Source organism: Streptomyces sp. H27-H1 (assembly GCF_026627445.1).
Classification (GTDB): Bacteria; Actinomycetota; Actinomycetes; order Streptomycetales; family Streptomycetaceae; genus Streptomyces.
Genome location: NZ_JAPNLJ010000007.1, coordinates 71,833 through 89,535 on the forward strand (window position 1 = coordinate 71,833; position 17,703 = coordinate 89,535).

At 72.8% G+C, this 17,703-nt stretch carries 16 protein-coding genes; 9 read left to right on the forward strand and 7 right to left on the reverse strand.

The window, feature by feature from the left end; all coding sequences use genetic code 11:
- Nucleotides 1–513 carry a hypothetical protein gene (locus tag OTB20_RS09720; RefSeq protein ID WP_267816431.1) on the reverse strand — a complete coding sequence of 171 codons (513 nt, stop codon included), beginning with the start codon at nt 511–513 and terminating at the stop codon, nt 1–3.
- Nucleotides 510–1,439: a 16S rRNA (cytosine(1402)-N(4))-methyltransferase RsmH gene (gene rsmH / locus OTB20_RS09725; protein WP_420716367.1), complete on the reverse strand. Its 930-nt coding sequence runs from the start codon at nt 1,437–1,439 to the stop codon at nt 510–512. Before rsmH ends, OTB20_RS09720 begins: the two co-directional genes overlap by 4 nt.
- Before the next feature lie 341 nt (nt 1,440–1,780).
- On the opposite strand from rsmH, the gene OTB20_RS09730 reads away from it, so the two are divergent.
- From OTB20_RS09730 to OTB20_RS09745, 4 genes are all read left to right on the forward strand, one after another.
- Nucleotides 1,781–2,326: a beta-class carbonic anhydrase gene (locus tag OTB20_RS09730; RefSeq protein WP_267816436.1), complete on the forward strand. Its 546-nt coding sequence runs from the start codon at nt 1,781–1,783 to the stop codon at nt 2,324–2,326.
- 155 nt (nt 2,327–2,481) lie between these two features.
- The gene (locus tag OTB20_RS09735) at nt 2,482–3,492 is read left to right on the forward strand and encodes an AAA family ATPase (RefSeq protein ID WP_267755923.1); all 1,011 of its coding nucleotides are present in this window, start codon (nt 2,482–2,484) and stop codon (nt 3,490–3,492) included.
- Nucleotides 3,492–4,898 (forward strand): DUF58 domain-containing protein, encoded by a 1,407-nt coding sequence (locus OTB20_RS09740; RefSeq protein ID WP_267816438.1) that lies wholly within the window; start codon nt 3,492–3,494, stop codon nt 4,896–4,898. The genes OTB20_RS09735 and OTB20_RS09740 overlap by 1 nt, the downstream gene beginning before the upstream one ends.
- Entirely contained in the window at nt 4,895–7,318 is a 2,424-nt protein-coding gene (locus OTB20_RS09745) for a DUF3488 and transglutaminase-like domain-containing protein (RefSeq protein WP_267816440.1), read from the forward strand. Before OTB20_RS09740 ends, OTB20_RS09745 begins: the two co-directional genes overlap by 4 nt.
- A gap of 294 nt (nt 7,319–7,612) precedes the next feature.
- Here the strand turns inward: OTB20_RS09745 and OTB20_RS09750 are convergent, their stop codons facing one another.
- From OTB20_RS09750 to OTB20_RS09760, 3 genes are read right to left on the reverse strand one after another with little or no spacing between them, the layout of a single operon-like run.
- The gene (locus OTB20_RS09750) at nt 7,613–8,260 is read right to left on the reverse strand and encodes a TetR/AcrR family transcriptional regulator (protein ID WP_243330126.1); all 648 of its coding nucleotides are present in this window, start codon (nt 8,258–8,260) and stop codon (nt 7,613–7,615) included.
- A gap of 21 nt (nt 8,261–8,281) precedes the next feature.
- Complete coding sequence (locus OTB20_RS09755) at nt 8,282–10,366, reverse strand: YhgE/Pip domain-containing protein (RefSeq protein WP_267816442.1); 2,085 nt, start codon at nt 10,364–10,366, stop codon at nt 8,282–8,284.
- Nucleotides 10,338–11,318 carry an ATP-binding cassette domain-containing protein gene (locus tag OTB20_RS09760; RefSeq protein WP_267816444.1) on the reverse strand — a complete coding sequence of 327 codons (981 nt, stop codon included), beginning with the start codon at nt 11,316–11,318 and terminating at the stop codon, nt 10,338–10,340. The genes OTB20_RS09755 and OTB20_RS09760 overlap by 29 nt, the downstream gene beginning before the upstream one ends.
- A gap of 232 nt (nt 11,319–11,550) precedes the next feature.
- On the opposite strand from OTB20_RS09760, the gene OTB20_RS09765 reads away from it, so the two are divergent.
- The 5 genes from OTB20_RS09765 to OTB20_RS09785 all read left to right on the forward strand — a co-directional run bounded on the left by OTB20_RS09765 (nt 11,551) and on the right by OTB20_RS09785 (nt 15,759).
- On the forward strand, nt 11,551–12,048 hold the full coding sequence (locus OTB20_RS09765; RefSeq protein ID WP_267816446.1) for an SAV_6107 family HEPN domain-containing protein: 498 nt from the start codon (nt 11,551–11,553) through the stop codon (nt 12,046–12,048).
- 97 nt (nt 12,049–12,145) lie between these two features.
- Nucleotides 12,146–12,904, forward strand: coding sequence for a class I SAM-dependent methyltransferase (locus OTB20_RS09770; RefSeq protein WP_267755908.1), 759 nt, complete (start codon nt 12,146–12,148; stop codon nt 12,902–12,904).
- Between the two features lie 286 nt (nt 12,905–13,190).
- A complete protein-coding gene (locus OTB20_RS09775; protein ID WP_267755905.1) occupies nt 13,191–13,592 on the forward strand; it encodes a DUF3040 domain-containing protein in 402 nt (133 codons plus the stop codon).
- A gap of 138 nt (nt 13,593–13,730) precedes the next feature.
- The gene (locus OTB20_RS09780; protein ID WP_267816448.1) at nt 13,731–14,345 is read left to right on the forward strand and encodes a DUF4126 domain-containing protein; all 615 of its coding nucleotides are present in this window, start codon (nt 13,731–13,733) and stop codon (nt 14,343–14,345) included.
- A 10-nt stretch (nt 14,346–14,355) separates the two neighbouring features.
- Nucleotides 14,356–15,759: a phytoene desaturase family protein gene (locus OTB20_RS09785; RefSeq protein WP_267816450.1), complete on the forward strand. Its 1,404-nt coding sequence runs from the start codon at nt 14,356–14,358 to the stop codon at nt 15,757–15,759.
- Between the two features lie 30 nt (nt 15,760–15,789).
- Here OTB20_RS09785 and OTB20_RS09790 read toward each other — a convergent pair whose 3' ends face one another.
- Together OTB20_RS09790 and metF are read right to left on the reverse strand one after the other, a co-directional pair.
- Complete coding sequence (locus tag OTB20_RS09790) at nt 15,790–16,674, reverse strand: hypothetical protein (protein ID WP_267816452.1); 885 nt, start codon at nt 16,672–16,674, stop codon at nt 15,790–15,792.
- Between the two features lie 50 nt (nt 16,675–16,724).
- Complete coding sequence (metF, locus tag OTB20_RS09795; protein WP_267816454.1) at nt 16,725–17,639, reverse strand: methylenetetrahydrofolate reductase [NAD(P)H]; 915 nt, start codon at nt 17,637–17,639, stop codon at nt 16,725–16,727.
- Between the last annotated feature and the right edge of the window lie 64 nt (nt 17,640–17,703).

Here is a 17,703-nt window from a genome sequence, read left to right on the forward strand (position 1 = left end):
TCACCGTCCAGGGGTCTGGGAGGGCTGGGGGGCGCCGCCCGAGGGCGCGGCGGAGGTGGCTGGGGCCGCCGGGACCGACGCCGGGGCCGACGCCGCCGCCGGAGCCGGGGAGCCGGCCGGGCTCGGCACGGCCGCGCCGGGGGTCGCCGAGACCGGCGGCGACGGGGGCGGGGGTTCGGCGGCCGGCGAGGCGGTGCCCGCGACCTTGCCGTCGGGCCCGATGAAGACGGGGCTGCCACCGGGCACCAGGCCCAGCTCGTGCGCCCGCCGCTGCAACGCGTCGGGCGCCGAGTAGCCGTCGACGTCCCGCTGGAGCGCCTGCTCCTCGTCGGTGAGCGTGGTGGTCTCCCGTTTCAGCTTGCTCAGCTGGAAGGAGCCCTGGTTCAGTGCCGAGTTCAGCAGCAGCAGGCTGATCAGTCCGCCGCCGAGCAGCGCGACGACCAGTAGGACGAACGGGGTCCGCGCCGCCTGTCCGGCGACCGGTCCCCCCAGCACCCGCCCCAGACGCCTCACAGTCGCGCCTCCCGGATCCGTTCCACCCCGCGGAAGCGGGCCGGCGCCGCGCGCCGGTTCTCCGCGATCTCTTCTTCGGTCGGCAGCTCCGCACCGCGCGTCAGCAGTTTCAGCTTCGGCTGGTACTTCTCCGGTACGACCGGCAGTCCGGGCGGGGCCGTCGAGGTCGCGCCGGCGGCGAAGACCTGCTTGACGAGGCGGTCCTCCAGCGACTGGTACGAGAGCACCGCGATCCGGCCGCCGACCGCGATCCGGTCCACGGCGGCGGGCATCGCCCGCTCCAGTCCGGAGAGCTCTCCGTTGACCTCGATGCGCAGCGCCTGGAAGGTGCGCTTGGCGGGGTTGCCGCCGGTCCGCTTCGCCGCCTGCGGCAGGGAGTCGCGGATCAGTTCGACGAGGCGCGCGCTGTTGGTGAAGGGGTCGTTGACCCGCTCCCGCACCACCGCGGACACGATCCGCTTGGCCTGCTTCTCCTCGCCGTACTGGCGCAGGATCCGCACCAGCTCGCCGGGCGCGTAGGTGTTGAGGACCTCGGCCGCGCTGATGCCCGTCGTCTGGTCCATCCGCATGTCGAGCGGGGCGTCCTGTGCGTAGGCGAAGCCGCGGTCGGCCTCGTCCAGCTGCATGGAGGAGACGCCGAGGTCGAAGAGGATGCCCTGTACGGCGCGGATGCGCAGGCCGTCCAGTACGTCGGCCAGGTCGGCGTAGATGGCGTGGACGAGGGTGGCCCGGTCACCGAAGGGCGCGAGGCGCTCGCCGGAGAGGCGCAGGGCTTCCTTGTCGCGGTCCAGGCCGATCAGGTGTACCTCGGGGAAGCGGGTGAGCAGGGCCTCGCTGTGGCCGCCGAGGCCGAGGGTGCAGTCGACGACTACGGCCCCGGGCCTCTCCAGCGCCGGGGCCAACAGGTCCAGGCACCGCTGGAGCATCACCGGGACGTGTCGGGACTCGCTAGTCAAAGCGCCCTCTCAGATAACGGCGCGGCAGGCATACGCCGCGCCGCGCACGCGGAGTCTTACCAAAGGGCCGGGCGGCCGGTCAGGGCCGGGCTCCGGCCGGTTCGCGTCACTTTAGTGCAACGGTCGCCGCGGTCAACGAACCGCCCCGCGCGCCGTGCGCCCCTCTGGGACCGAACCGGCAAAAGCCCTGAATCACCCGGACGGCCGCCTGCGCCTCACCCCTGTGGGTTAGCTCACAACATGATGGGGTGACCTTCTTTGTCCACCCTCACTCGATGCTCATACGGGCTGTGACCACTAACGTCGTATCCATGACGACTTCCGCACCCCTGCCCGCCGAGTCCGCTCACGAGACCGCCGCGGGCACCACCGACCGGCTCGTGGAGATGAACCGCGCCTACGCGGCGAAGTTCACCGATCCCGGCATGGACGCCCGCCCCGTCCTCCAGGTGGCCGTCGTGGCTTGTATGGACGCCCGTCTCGACCTGCACGCCGCCCTCGGCCTGGAGCTGGGTGACTGCCACACGATCCGCAACGCCGGCGGGGTGGTCACCGACGACACCATCCGCTCCCTCACCATCAGCCAGCGGGCGCTCGGCACCCGCACGGTCATACTCATCCATCACACCGGCTGTGGCCTCGAAAGCCTGACCGAGGACTTCCGGCACGAGCTGGAGGACGAGGTCGGCCAGCGCCCCGCCTGGGCCGTCGAGGCCTTCCGGGACGTGGACCAGGACGTCCGCCAGTCCATGCAGCGGGTCCGCACGAACCCCTTCCTGCCCCACAAGGACGATGTGCGAGGCTTCGTCTTCGACGTGCACACCGGACTCCTGCGGGAGATCGATCCCACCTCTTGAGTGACACCAGGGCGTAACGCCGTCAAGAATGCGGGGAGACGTCACCCGGAAGGACTCCGGGCCGGTGTCCGTGCTCTTGATTTCTGAGGTGTTTCGGGGTGGGCCGGTCATGCGCCATGGGGCGCCGGCCCTGGGAAAGGGTCGAGGAGAACCAGGTGACCACGTATGACGACCGAGCGAGCCTCGCAGATCTGACGAGCACGGCGCAGCGGGTACGGGATTCGGTCGAGAGCGTGATCGAGGGCAAGCCGGAGGTGGTCCGCCTCGCGCTGACCGTCCTGCTCGCCGAGGGCCACCTGCTGATCGAGGACGTGCCCGGCGTCGGCAAGACGATGCTGGCCAAGGCGCTGGCCAAGTCCATCGACTGCTCGGTGCAGCGGATCCAGTTCACACCGGACCTGCTGCCCTCCGACATCACCGGCGTGAGCATCTACGACCAGCAGCGCCGGGAGTTCGAGTTCAAGCCGGGCGCGATCTTCGCGCAGATCGTCATCGGCGACGAGATCAACCGCGCCTCCCCCAAGACCCAGTCCGCGCTGCTGGAGTCGATGGAGGAGCGCCAGGTCACCATCGACGGCACCACCTACACGCTGCCGAGCCCCTTCATGGTCGTCGCCACCCAGAACCCGGTGGAGATGGAGGGCACATATCCCCTCCCCGAGGCCCAGCGCGACCGCTTCATGGCCCGGGTCTCGGTCGGCTACCCCAGCCCCGAGGCCGAGCTCCAGATGCTCGACGTGCACGGCGGGCTCTCCCCCCTCGACGATCTGACGGCCGTCGCGCACGCCCACGACATCGGCAAGCTCATCGAGGCCGTCCGCGAGGTGTACGTGGCCGCGCCCGTCCGGCGGTACATGGTCGACCTGGTCTCCGCCACCCGCAGCCATCCGGACCTGCGCCTGGGCGCCTCGCCCCGTGCCACCCTGCACCTGCTGCGGGCCGTGAAGGCCTCCGCCGCCCTGGCCGGCCGGGACTACGTGCTGCCCGACGACGTACAGGCCCTGGCCGCACCGGTGCTCGCGCACCGCCTGCTGCCCACCGCGCAGGCCCAGCTGAGCCGGCGCACCGCCGAGCAGGTCGTCGCCGACATCCTCCAGCGCACCCCCGTACCGGCCGCGCCCACGCGCGGCGAGATCCCGCCCGGCGCGGGCGACCGGGGCTTCTGATGGACGCCGGCGCCCCGCACGACGCGGGCGGCCGGGGCCCGCAGGACGGTGGCGGGCTGCGCGCGTCGCTGGCCGGGCTGACCACCCGCGGCCGGTCCTTCCTGGCCGCCGGGATCGCCGCCGGGATGTGCGCGTACGTCCTCGGCCAGTCCGAACTGCTCCGGGTCGGACTGCTGCTCGCCGTGCTTCCGCTGCTGTGCGTCCTGGCCCTGCACCGCACCCGCCACCGGGTCTCCGGCAGCCGCCGGCTGACCCCGATGCGGGTACCCGCCGGCTCCGAGGCCCGGGTGCAACTGCGGCTGGACAACACCTCCCGGATGCCGACCGGGCTGCTCATGCTCCAGGACCGGGTGCCGTACGTACTGGGGCCCCGGCCCCGCTTCGTCCTGGACCGGGTGGAGCCGGGCGGCCGCCGCGAGGTGTCGTACCGGGTCCGTTCCGATCTGCGCGGCCGCTATCCGCTGGGCCCGCTCCAGCTGCGCCTCACCGACCCCTTCGGGCTGGTCGAGCTGACCCGTTCCTTCTCCGCCTACGACACCCTCACGGTCATCCCGCGCACCGAGGCCCTGCCCGTGGTCCGCTTCAGCGGCGAGTCCTCCGGCTACGGCGACGGCAGCCGCCGCTCGCTGGCCCTGGCGGGCGAGGACGACGTGATCCCGCGCGGCTACCGGCGCGGCGACGACCTGCGCCGCGTGCACTGGCGCTCCACCGCCCGCTACGGCGAGCTGATGGTGCGCCGCGAGGAGCAGCCGCAGCGCATCCGGGCCACGGTCCTGCTGGACACCCGGCGCCTCGCCTACGAGGGCGCCGGCCCCGACTCCGCCTTCGAGTGGGCCGTCTCCGCCACCGCGTCGGCCCTGGTGCACCTGCTGGAGCAGGGCTTCTCGGTGCGGCTGCTGACCGACACCGGGGACTGCGTGCCCCGCGAGGGCGGCGGCTTCACCTCGGGCGGGCAGGAGTCCGCGGAGGCGGCGGGGCTGATGATGGACACCCTCGCGGTGGTCGGCCACTCCGACGGCGCGGGGCTCTCCCGGGCCTGCGACGCGGTACGGGGCAACGGCGCCGGCAGCGGTTTCGGCGGAGCGGGCGGGGACGGGCTCCTCATCGCGTTCTTCGGAGACATGGACGACGTGCAGACTGCTCTGGCCGCCAGGATGTGCCGGCGCGGCGGAGGCGCCGTGGCGTTCGTACTGGACTCCGCGGACTGGTCCGGGCGGCCGGGGGGACCGGCGACGGCCACGGCGCGGGGGCTGCTGACGCTGGAGGAGCGCCTGGGCAGGCTGCGCGACGCGGGCTGGACGGCGCTGGCCGCCCCGCCGGCGGTGGCCTTCGGGGAGCTGTGGCGGCAGGCCGGCAACGAGCCGGCCGGCGCCGGAGGTTCGGGTTCGGCAGGGGGCTGGGGATGAGCGGGCGGGCAAGACTGACGGTCTTCGCGGCTCTGGCGACGCTGTTCACCGCGTGGTCGCTGAACCCGCTGGTGGAGTCGGGCGGCTGGCTGCCGCAGGCGGCGCTGCTGCTGGCGCTGCAGAGCGCGGTGGGCGCGGGTGCGCGGCGGGTGCCGCTGGCCCGGGCGCTGACCGTGGCGGCGCAGCTCCTCGTGTCGCTGCTGGCGCTGATGCTGCTGTTCGGTGGGAAGGTGCAGTCGTCCGCCGGCAACGGGCTGCTGGACTATCTCGTCGCAGACTTCGGCGCACTGTTCCGCCAGGGCGTGCAGGACGTGAACGAGTTCGCGATGCCGGCCCCGCTGACGGACGGGATCCGGCTGCTGCTGGTGTCCGGGGTGCTGCTGATCGGGCTGCTGGTGGACCTGCTGGCGGTGACCGTACGGACGGCCGCGGCGGCCGGGCTGCCGCTGCTCGCGCTGTACTCGGTGGCCGCGGGCCTGTCGGGCGCGGCCGCCGGCTCCGGCGGTGCCTCCTGGTTCTCCTTCCTGCTGGCGGGTTGCGGTTACCTGTTGCTGCTGCTGGCCGAGGGCCGCGACCGGCTCGCGCAGTGGGGCCGGGTCTTCGGCGCGGCCCCGCGCGGCCGGGTGGCGGCCGGGTACTCGGGCGGCGGAGCGCCGCTCGCCCCGGTGCGCACCGGGCGGCGGATCGGCGCGGTCGCGCTGGGTCTGGCGCTGGCGGTGCCGGCGGTGCTGCCCGCGATGGCCGGCGGGGTGCTGGGCCCGGGCGGCACGGGCGAGGGCGAGGGCACCGGCGTCGGCGGCTCGATCCAGGCGGTCAACCCCCTGGTCTCTTTGCAGAGCAGCCTGAACACCCAGGACAACCGGGTGGTGCTGCGGTACCGCACGGACAGCCCGCAGCTGAGCGAGCAGTACCTGCGGATCCTGGCGCTCGACGAGTTCAACGGCATCAAGTGGGAGGCGTCGGGGCGGGCCCTGACGGACGTCCCGAAGCGGATGCCGAACCCGCCGGGGGTGAGCGAGGGCGTGCTGAACGGCGCGACCGAGGTGCAGACCTTCATCTCCTCGGCGCAGACGTACGCGCAGCGCTACCTGCCGATGCCGTATCCGGCGACGGGGGTGGACATCGCCGGGAAGTGGCGGTTCGAGCCGGCCGGCCGGACCCTCGTCGGGGACAAGCTGGGCAAGGAAAAGTTCCAGAACGCCCAGGGCGTGCAGTACTCGGTGCGGAGCCTGCTGCTGAATCCGACGGCGGAGCAGCTGCGGAACGCGCCGGCGGCGAATCCCGAGATCGCGGCCGAGTACACGAAGGTGCCGGACAACCTGCCGGCGGTCGTCGTCCAGACGGCCCGCGAGGTGACCCGCGGCTCGAAGGACGACTACTCGGCGGCGGTCAAACTCCAGGACTACTTCGCGGTGAGCGGTGGATTCCGCTACGACACGAAGGTGTCCTCGGGTACGGGTGCGCAGGCGATCTCGAAGTTCCTCGCCGACAAGGAGGGCTTCTGCGTCCACTTCGCCTTCTCGATGGCCTCGATGGCGCGCACGCTCGGGATCCCGGCGCGGGTCGCGGTCGGGTTCACGCCCGGGGAGAAGCAGTCCGACGGCGTCGTCAACGTCTCCATGCGGGACGCGCACGCCTGGCCGGAGCTGTACTTCGAGGGCGTGGGCTGGACCCGCTTCGAGCCGACGCCCCGCTCGGGCATCACGGTGCCGGACTACAGCCGGCCCGCCGCCCCGGATTCCCGGCCGAGCACGCCGACGGCGGCCCCGTCCGCGAGTGCGGCGCAGCCTTCGGCCGGGCCCTCGAAGGCGGAGGACTGCCCCGCGGACCAGAAGAAGCTGGGCGAGTGCGGTCCGGCCGCCGCGCAGCGGAACTCGGGCACGGGGGGCGGCGGGCTCTCGGCGGCCGGTGTGGCGGCCTGGGTGCTGGGCACGTTGGTCCTCCTGGCCCTCCCCATGCTCCCCTTCCTGTGGCGCAGGCGGCTGCGGGCGCGGCGGCTCGGCTCGGGACAGGTGCTGGCTGCCTGGCGGGAGCTGGGCGACGCGGCGTGGGACGTCGGGATCGTCCCGGACGAGGCGCTGTCCCCCCGCGGGGCGGCGGAGCGGGTGGTCTCGCTCGGCCGGCTGGACGCCGACGCGGGCGCGGCGGTACTCCGGGTCTCGGGAGCGGTGGAGCGTGCGCTGTACGCGCCACCGGGCGCGGAAGCCTCGTACGAGGCACTGCCGGCGGACGTGCTCCTGGCCCGCACGGGCCTGCTCACCGGACTCTCCAGGACGGCACGGCTGCGCGCCCTGTTCCTCCCCCGCTCGGCGGCCCGCCTCGGCTGGACGGTCTCGTCCCGCTGGACATCCCTGACCAGCCGGGCAACCTCCGCGACCACGCGCCTGCGGGCCCGGCTCCCGCTGTGGGGTCGCGGCTGAGATCCCGGCCCCGCCCGGACGGACGAGCGGCCGGTGCCGGGGCTCGATCCCCCCGAGCCCCGGCACCGGCCGTGTTCCCACCCCGTCGGTCCAAGAGACCCGGCCCGCACCTGCCGCCCCGTGTCGGCGGTGCGGCCCGGGTCCCTGTCCGTTGCCCCCCAGTCTGGCGTCCCGGCGGGCCGGTACCCATCCGCGCACGTACTCATTTCCGCGCCTAGGTACGGATACTCACCCGCCCCACCAGTTCTACGCGGCCCCGCCGCCCCCGCGGCACCGCCGATCGGGGGTCACCCGTCAGCGGTTCCCGCTCACCCGGCCCCGCAGCAGCAGCGACAGCGCCGAGTGCACGTCGTCCAGCGACCGCTCGCTCTGGAAGGACTGCCAGTCCAGCGCCGCCACCAGCACCATTCCCACCATCGCCGCGGCCGTCAGCGGTACGTCGATCTCCGCACTGAGCTCACCGCGCTCCACGCCTTCCCGGAGCACCGTCTCGACGACGGCGACGGCCTCCCGTCGGACGACCATCAGCGTGGACTGCCAGGTCCGGTTGGTGCGCCACAGCTCGGCGACGTAGAGCTGGGTGAAGGCGGGGTACCGGTCGATGAACACCAGGCCGGCCCGGATCATCTCGTCGAGCGCCTCGACCCGGGTCCCGCCCCTGGCCTCGGTCGATTCCGCCGCCGTCCGCAGGGATTCGGTCAGCAGTCCGACCCCGTGCCGCAGCAGCTCCTCGAAGAGGTCGTTCTTGCTGGCGAAGTTGTAGTAGACGGTGCCCTTGGCCACGCCCGCCCGTTCGGCGATCTCGTCGACCGTGGTCGCGGAGAAGCCCTGCTCCGCGATGAGCGTGACGGCCGCTTCGTAGAGCTTCTGCCGTGTGGCCTGGCGGCGTCCGCCGCCTCCGGCCGTACCGGTGCTGCTGCTTTCCATGGCGCTGATTCTCACAGGTCGACCTGTGCCATCGGGCTACAGGCTCAGTTCCGGATGCAGCCGGTCCATCGTCCACACCTGCTTGCCGCGGGCGGCGAGGGCGGTGAGGGCGAGCGCGCCGGCGGTGAAGGCGGTGAGGACCAGGCAGCCCTGCCAGACCGGGGCGAGGTCGCCGCCGGTGATGAGCCGGCGCAGGCTCTCGACCACGTAGGACATCGGCAGGTAGGGGTGGATGGCGTTGAAGAAGCCGGGGCTGGTCTGGACGGGGTAGGTACCGCCCGCCGAGGTCAGCTGGAGCATCAGGACGGCCAGTACCAGGATCCGTCCGGCGGCGCCGAACTTGGCGTTGAGCCACTGGACGATCGCCGCGAAGCAGGCGGTGACCAGCATCAGGAAACCGATGGTGAGTGCCGGCCGGGCCATCTGCAGGCCGAGTCCCCAGTGCAGTACCGACATCAGCGCGCCCACCTGCGCGGCGCCGAGCCCGGCCACCGGAAGCCAGCCCGCGAAGGCGATCCGCCAGGGCGAGGCGCCTGCGGCGAGGGCCCGCCGGTTCAGCGGTGCGATCAGCATGTAGGCGACCATCGCGCCGACCCAGAGGGAGAGCGGGATGAAGTAGGGGGCGAAGCCGGTGCCGTAGTTGGGCGCTTTGTGCAGGGACTGATTGGCGAGCCGTACCGGGTCGGCCATGACCTCGGTCCGGGCGTCGCGCTGCTGCTGGTCGTAGGCCGGAATCCGGCCGGCCCCGTCGTGCAGGCCGCCGGCGAGTTCGCCGTTGCCGTCCACGAGCTTGACCAGGCCGCCGTCGAGGGTGTGCGCGCCGTCGCCGAGCTTGCCGATGCCCACGCCGAGCTTGCCGGAGCCCTCGGTGGCGGAACCGATGCCGGTGTGCAGCCGGGTCATGCCGTCGGCGACCTCGTGGGCGCCGTCGTTGAGGGCGTTCACCTGGGTGACCGCCGCTTCGAGGTCCGCAGCGAGGCCCGGGGCCTTCGTGACGAGGAGCCGGGCTTCGCGCTCCAGGTCGGCGAGCTGCTTGTGGAGCGTGCCGAGGTCGCCGCCCGCGTCCTTGACGAGGGTGTTGACGTCGCCGGCGAGTTCGGCGGCTTCGGCCGCGTCGTCCTTGAGCCTCTTGAGCTGGGGGCAGGTGGCGGGGAGCGGCTTGGCGGCGGCGGTGCAGGTCTTCGCGTAGACGTCGGCGGCTCCGGTGGAGACGCGCTGGGTGACGGTGGCGGCGGCCGGGGCCGCCTTGGCGAAGGCTTCCAGGTGCTTGTTCGTGACCTGGGCTGTGTCGGCGACGAGTTCGGCGCTGTCCGCGAGCCGCTTGGGGTCCTTGAGGAAGGGGCGGGCCGTGTCGGCGGCGCCGCCGACCTTGTCGGCGAGCTTCTGGGTCCCGGCCGCGATGTCCTTCGTACCCGTTTCCAGCTGTCCGGCGGCTCCGTTCAGCTTCTTCAGGCCTCCGGTGAGCTCGCCGTTCTTCTCCTTCGCCGTGTCCAGGCCGGCTGCGAGGTCCTTGGCGCCCTGCTGGGCCTTGCCCGCACCGTCGGTGAGTTTGTCGGCGCCGTCGGCGGCCTCGGCGGTCTTGTCGTGGAGGTCGGAGAAGTTGACGAAGATCTTGTCGAGGAAGCCGCGGGAGGCGTTGGTGGACGCCGCCGAGCGGACCTCGGAGAAGACCGTGCGCGAGATCGAGCCGACGATGTAGTTGTTCGCGTCGTTGGTGCGGACCTGGAGGGCTCCGGTGGCGGGGTCCTCGCCGGAACTGGAGGCGATCTTCGCGCTGAAGTCGGCCGGCATGGTGAGGGAGAGGTAGTACGTGCCCTTCTCCAGCCCCTTGGCCGCCTCTTCGGCGCTCACCTCCCGCCAGTCGAAGGTCTTGCTGTCGTGCAGTTTGCGGGTGATCTCGCCGCCGGCGTCGACGCGCTTGCCGTCGACGGTGGCGCCCTGGTCGGCGTTGACGAGGGCGACGGGCACCTTGTCGAGGCGGCTGTAGGGATCCCAGAAGGACCACAGGTACAGGGCTCCGTAGAGCAGCGGCAGCAGGAGCAGCGCGACGAGGGCGGCCCGGGGCAGCTTCCCCCGGCCGAACCGCTTCAGCTCAAGCGCGGCCAGCTTCGGTGAGCGCATCGCCGTCCCCCTTCGTGTCGTGCGTGGCGTCGGTGCCGTCGGCTTCGTCGGCGCCGTCCGAGTCGTCGGCGCCGTCCGAGTCGTCGGCGCCGTCCGAGTCGTTCGTGGCAGTGGCTCCCTGGGCGCCCCAGGTGATCTGGGAGTTCACGGGTCGGGGCGCCGTGGCGGATTCCTCGGCCTGATCAGCAGACGGGCCGGCCGACGGATCAGCGGCGGGTTCCGCCGACGGATCAGCGGCCTGGCCGGCCGTGGTGGCCGCCGGGCGGGTCCGCAGGACCATCGCGTCGGCGGGAGCCTCGCTGCACACCGCGAGGACCGTGGTTCCGCGGGCGGCGAGGGAGCGCAGCAGGTCCCAGGCCTCGGCGCGCTCGGCGTCCGAGAGCTTGAGGTCGAGGTCGTCCAGGGCCAGCAGGCGCGGCGAGCCGAGCAGCGCGATGGCCACCGACAGCCGTACGGATTCCAGCCGTTCCAGGTCCCGTACGGAGGTGCGCGGCCCCTTCGGCAGGGTCCCGAGGTCCAGTCCGGCGGCGTCCAGCGCCGCGTCGATCCGGGCCGCGGCCGAGGCGCGGCGCTCGCCGCGCGGGCGGAGCAGGGCGCGGACGGGGCCGTCGTAGCGGCGCTGGAGCAGGGCGCCCTCGCGCAGTTGCTCGGCGACGGTGAGGGCCTGGTCCAGGTCGTTGACCCCGGGCACCGGGCCGAGGGCGGCGATGCGGCGGACCGCGGCCATCTTCTTCGGCAGCCGGTGGCGGCCGATCTCGGCGTGGCCCTCGGTGGGCTTCATCCGGCCGGTGAGGGCGAGGAGCAGGCAGGTCCGCCCGCTGCCGGAGGGGCCTTCGACCGCGATGAGCGAGCCGGGTGCCGCGTCGATCCCGACACCCCGGAACACCCAGCCGCGCGGGCCCTTGACTCCGAAGTCCTCGGCCTTGACGGCCGCGCCGTGCGGGCTGTCCACACCCTCCCCCTTCTTTTGAACTGACTAGTCAGTACAAAAACTAGCATCCTCGGCGGCATCCGGTGCGCACCGGGCGGCAGTTGCCCGGCCGCGATCCCGGGCTTGAGGGCAAACCCGCAGGTCAACGCGATTGTCAGTGGGGGCCGTCACGATGGGCAGACGCAAGGACAGCGCAACCCGTACGGAGCGACACCAGGCAGCGCGAAGAGCGCGCAACGACAGGAGGTTCGCCATGGCCACACCGTCCCCGTCCCCTGTGCACCCCGTCCCGCGGAAGTCCGCCGCACCCCCCGCCGCCCTCGACCTGCTCGCCAAGTCCCACCAGGGCCTGGCCGAAGCCGCCCGGCTGACCCGGCCGGGCGAGCGGTACGCCACCGCCCATCTCGCCGCGCTGCGCGCCGCCGCGGCCGTGCTCGCCGCGCGCGGGCGGCCCGAGCCGGTGCACCCGCGGCGCAGGCCGCGGATCCGCAGCGCGTGGGAGGTGCTCCCGGAGATAGCGCCCGAACTGGCCGAGTGGAGTGCGCTCTTCGCCTCCGGCGCGGCCCGCCGGGCGCGGGCGGAGGCCGGGATAGCGGGCGCGGCCACCGGCCGGGACGCCGACGATCTGGTGCGAGCCGTCGCGATGTTCCTGCGCCTGGTGGAGCGGATGCTCTCGCTCCACCCGCCGGCTCCGGCCGGCCCGTCGCAGGGCCTGCCGCTACCGCGCCCGGAGCGCCCGGACGCGGGATGACCTGCCCGGCAGCGAGAGGCCATAGGGTGGGCAGCGACCGCTCACCCGCCCCCAGCCACCGCTGGGAGGTGCCCCCTGCACCGAGGAGCCATCAGCCGTGTCGGACACTTCCCGCCCCCGCGCCTCTCTCCGCACCGCCGTGGTGTGGGAGGTCCTCAAGGAGGCGCTCGACCGCCGGGTGAAGGCGACCGGGCGGGACGTGCTGGACGTGCTGGACACCGGCGGCGGCACCGGCAAGTTCGCCGTGCCCGTGGCCCGCCTCGGCCACCGGGTCACCGTGGTCGACCCCAGCCCCAACGCACTGTTCGGGCTGGAGCGCCGTGTCGCCGAAGCCGGCGTGGCCGACCTGGTCCGCGGGGTGCAGGGCGACGCCCAGGGCCTGCTCGACGTCGTCGAGCGCGAGTCCTACGACGTGGTGGTCTGCCATGGCGTGCTGGAGTACGTGGACGACCCGGCCGAGGGCGTGGCCAACGCGGTGGCGGCCCTGCGTCCCGGCGGCATCCTCAGCCTGCTCGGCGCCGGACTCGGCGGAGCCGTGCTGGCCCGCGCCCTGGCCGGGCACTTCACCGAGGCCCGTACGGCCCTGACCGACCCGGCCGGCCGCTGGGGCGCGGGCGATCCCGTGCCGCGCCGCTTCACCGCCGAACAGCTGTCGGCACTGGTCGCCGGGGCAGGTCTGTCCGTCGGCGCCGTGCACGGGGTCCGGATCTTCGCCGACCTCGTTCCCGGTGTTCTGGTCGACACCGAGCCGGGCGCCGTCGAGGCCCTGCTGCGACTGGAAGAGGCCGCGGCCGAGCTTCCCGCCTTCCACGCGGTCGCCACGCAGCTGCACATCCTCGGCGAGAAGCCCGCCTGATCTGCGGAGCTTGTCGGGAACGCGGTGGGCCACTCACCCTCCGAACCGGGGCAGTGACCCGTATGATCGGGGTCAGCGCCCGGCATGCCGAGCGGACCTCCGGGGAATAACGCCCTCAGTGGGCCGTTCAAGACGGCGTTGAGCATTCCTCAAGCAGTACTTTTTACGGGCAGTGTTTTTTTAGAACGTGGCGTAGAGGGCGGGTGTCACGGGGGGCGATTCCCCGCCTATCCTGAAGGGGACCCCTGGTCGCTCCCCCCGCGACCGACGGATGAGGAGGACTCCCGTGCCGCTCTCGGAGCACGAGCAGCGAATGCTCGAGCAGATGGAGCGAGCGCTGTACGCCGAAGATCCCAAATTCGCTACAGCGCTTGAGGGAAGCGGACTGCGCACGTACACCCGGCGACGGGTCTACCTGGCAGTCGCAGGCATTGTGGTGGGTATCGCGCTCCTCATGACCGGTGTGATCGTGCCGAACGTACTGTGGATCAGCGTGGTGGGATTCCTCGTCATGCTGGGCTGTACGGTGCTCGTGGTCACCGGTTGGCGCAAGGCACCCAAGCCTGGTGAGCAACCCGCCTCCGGTAGTGCAGGCGGTTCGCCCCAAGGGCAGAACCGGCAGCGTCGGTCAGTGATGACCCGTATCGAGGAACGGTGGCAGCGCCGTCGTGACGAACAGGGGCAGTAGGCCCCACCGACAGACTCGGGTGAGGGGACGGCCGCCGGAAGGCGGCCGTCCCCTCACTGCTTCCGAGCCCGACCACCACGACTGATCGCCACGCCCGATCATCCTGCCCGATCACCACTTCTGCGCCATGATGATCAGGTGAGTGTGCTCCCCCTGGTCTTCACCAGCGGCTGGGCCAGCGGGATCAACGCGTACGCCGTGGTCCTCCTGCTCGGCATCTTCGGCGCGACCGGACTGACCGACGAGGTCCCCGCGTCCCTGCAACGCACCGACGTACTGATCGTCGCCGCGGTCCTGTTCCTCTGCGAGGCGGTCGCCGACAAGATCCCGTACGTGGACTCCCTCTGGGACACCGTCCACACCGTGATCCGCCCGGTGTCCGGAGCCGTGGTCGGCGCTCTGCTGGCCGGGCAGAGCGGCTCGCTCTCCGACATCACCGCCGGTGCGGTCGGCGGCTCCACCGCACTGGCCAGCCATTTCGTCAAAGCCGGCACGCGCATGGCGATCAACACCTCGCCCGAGCCGTTCAGCAACGTCGTCATGAGCACCGCCGAGGACCTCGGCGTGGGCGGGATCGTCACCTTCGCGATGTTCAATCCGCAGGCCGCCGCGATCATCTGCGCCGTCCTGCTGATCATCGGACTCGCCCTGCTGATCTACCTCTGGGCCCGGATCCGCCGCTTCCGGCGCCGCCGGGCCCAGCGCCGCGAGGAGAAGAGACTCGCCGCCGAGGTCGCCCGCGTCGCTCGATAGGCTCAGCGGCATGGCACGAATTGCGGTGATCGGCGCCGGGATGGGCGCGATGGCGACGGCGGCACGACTGGCCGTGGCGGGACATCAGGTGACGGTGTACGAGCGCGGGGCGACCTACGGCGGCGCCGTCGGCCGGTACGCCCGCGACGGCTTCGTCTTCGACACCGGCCCCGGGCTGGTGCACCTGCCCGCCGTCTACCGCGATCTGTTCGTCAAGACCGGCAAGCGCCCCCTGGAGGAGTGCGCGGAGCTGGTCCAGATCGACCCCGCCGTCCGCTACGTCCTCCCGGACGGCCGCACGGTCACCCTTCCGGGCGGCTCCCACGGCGGCGCCGCGGCCGCCGTGGGCGCGGCCTTCGGGCCCGGCTCCGGGGAACGCTGGAGCGCGGTGCTGGGACGGGCCCGGGATGCCTGGGACGCCACCCGCCGCCCCCTCCTGGAGGAGCCGCTGCACCCCGTCCGGGAGGCGCTGGGCCGCGATCCGTACCCCGCGCTGCGCGGGAGCGGACTGCTGCGCCGCCGGCCGCCGACCCTGGCCGAGGTCGCCGTGCGCGAGCTCGGCGGAGACGGCCAGGACGAGCTGCTCACCGCGCGGGTACGGGCGTACGGTATCGATCCGGCGACCGCGCCCGCCTCGGCGGCGGTGCTGCCCTACATGGAGCAGACCTTCGGCAGCTGGTACGTGCGCGGCGGGACCCGGGAGCTGGCCACCGCCGTGTACGAGCGGTGCCTGGAGCGCAAGGTCGCCTTCGAGTTCGGTGCGACGGTGCGGGAGGCGCTCGTACGGGACGACCGCGCGGCCGGGCTGCGGCTGGCCGACGGTACCGAGGTGGAGGCCGACGGCGTGGTCTGCGCGGTCGATCCCCAGAAGCTCCGGATCCCGCTCACCGCCGACTCCGCGCCCGCCCGTACGGAACCCGGTCGCTGGTACACCCTGTTCGCCGCGCTGCGCGGCCCCCGCGAGGCCGACGCCGCGCACCGCACCCTGCTGGGCCCCGTCACCGTGCTGCGCCCCGACGACCCGGCCACCCGGCCGGACGCGGAGCACGAGGCCGTCACCGTGCATGCCGTGGTGACGGCGGGATCCACGGAGCCCTCGCCGTCCGCCGAGGACCTCCTGACGGCGGCTGCCCGGGCCGTCCCCGGGCTGCGGGAGCGGCTGCTGTGGCACGAGCTGCGTACCCCGGCCGACGTCGAGGCGGCCACGGGTGCGGTGGGCGGCCGTGTGCCCGCGCCCTCCCTGGCCGGGGCCGGGGGAAGGATGCTGCACCCGGCGAACAGCACCGGCGTGCCGGGGCTGTACCTGGCCGGCGGCTGGGCGCACCCGGGCGGCGGGCTGGCGCACGCCGGGATGACGGGGGCCCTGGTGGCCGGGCTGATCGTGGAGGGCGCGGAGTTCCGCGGCTCCCGCTAGCGCCGTGACCGGGCGGGCCCTGCCGCAGGGCTAGTAGCGGTACTGCTCGTACTCGCCGGTGCCCTGGTACGGATACGGCTGCTGCTGCTCCTCCGCCGGGTAGGGCTGATGCGCATCGCGCTGCTGCGGGACCCAGACCCCGCCGGGCGGGGTGTCCATGGAGTACTGCTCCTGCTGCCCGGCCGCGTACGGGTCCGCGGGGTAGGCGCCGTAGGGGGCCGCGTAGCCGTACGGCTGCTGCGGGGCGACGCCGCCGCCGGTGCCGATGTACGGATCCGAGTAGGCGGCGTAGACCTGCTGCTCGCCGGGGGCCGGATAGCCGGTGGTGTAGTCGTAGCCGCCCTGGGGCTGCGGGTCGTAGTACGCCGCGTACTGGTGGGCGTCCTGCTCGGCCGGGGCGAACGACGGGGCGAAGTCGGTGCTCTCGCTGCGGACTCCGTACGGACCGGCCCCCTCGGCGGCCTGCTGCGGGACGTAGAACTCCTGGGCCGGTTCGCGGCGGGCTCCCGCGGCGTACGCCGCGGATTGCTCGCCGGAGTCCTCGTCGTCGGCGGGGTCGAAGCCGTACTCCAGGGCCGTGACCTCCAGGGCCGGTTCCTGGCGCGGCCCGCCACCGGCACGGCGGCGGCGGTTCTGCGGGAGCTCGGGCTCGGCGCTCTTGCCCCGGCGCAGAGCCCAGCCGGACACGAAGCCCTTGCGGAAGGAGAGGGTCACCAGCGTCTGGCCGATCGCGAACGCGACGGCACCGGCCCCGATGACGAGCACCGACGGGAGCACGACGCCCGCGACGACGGCGGCGAATCCGGCGAAGGCGAGCAGGCGCCACCGCAACCGGGCCTTGTACTGCATCAGGACCTCGGCAAGCAGCCACAGCGCGACCAAACCGAACGCGCTGTAGAGGACCGTCATTCCCACGCGGGGCCCCTCTCGGTGCGGCCGCCCGCCCGAGAACGGGGGCCGGCCGATCAGGCCCGCTGGTGCAGGCCCAAGTTCTCGTAGATCTCCAGCGTCGCCGTGGAATTGTTCAACGTGATGAAGTGCAGCCCCGGGACACCCTCGGACAGCAGCCGCGCGCAGAACTCCGTGGCGAACTCGATGCCAATGGAGCGTACAGCGGCCGCGTCGTCCTTGACGGCGAGCATGCGCTCTTTCACGGCCGCTGGGAAGAGAGCATTGCTGAGTTGCGGAAGCCGGTCGAGCTGCTTGATGCCCACAACAGGCATGACCTCGGGGATGATCGGGGTGTCGCAGCCCGCCTTCTCGACGCTGTCGCGCAGCCGGAGATAGTGCTCCGGATCGAAGAACATTTGTGTGACCGCATAGTCGGCGCCCGCGCGGCACTTGTCCACGAAGTGTCGGATGTCCGAGTCCCAGTCCGCCGAACGCGGGTGCATCTCGGGGAAGGCGGCGACGCCGACGCAGAAGTCGCCGGACTCCTTGAGCAGCCGGACCAGGTCGGCGGCGTAGTGCACGCCCTCCGGGTGGGCCACCCACGGACCCATCGGGTCGCCGGGCGGGTCTCCGCGCAGGGCGAGCATGTTGCGGATGCCGGCGTCGGCGAACTGGCCGATCACGTTGCGCAGCTCGGCGATCGAGTGGTCGACCGCGGTGAGGTGCGCGACGGGGGTCAGGGTGGTGTTCGCGGCGATCTGCTCGGTGGCCCGGACGGTGCCGCCGCGGGTGGAGCCGCCGGCTCCGTAGGTGACGGAGACGAAGCTCGGGGCCACGGCCTCGACCCGGCGCAGCGCGTTCCAGAGGTTGCGCTCGCCCTTCTCGCTCTTGGGCGCCCAGAACTCGAAGGAGTACGAACGCCCGGACGCGAGGAGGTCTCGGACCGTGTGTGCACGATCCGACCAGGTGGAAGCGGTACCAAGGGCCATACGGGGAGGTTAGACGGGGTCCGGTGGACATCGAAGCGTTGTCCACGGATTGGACGCGGAAATG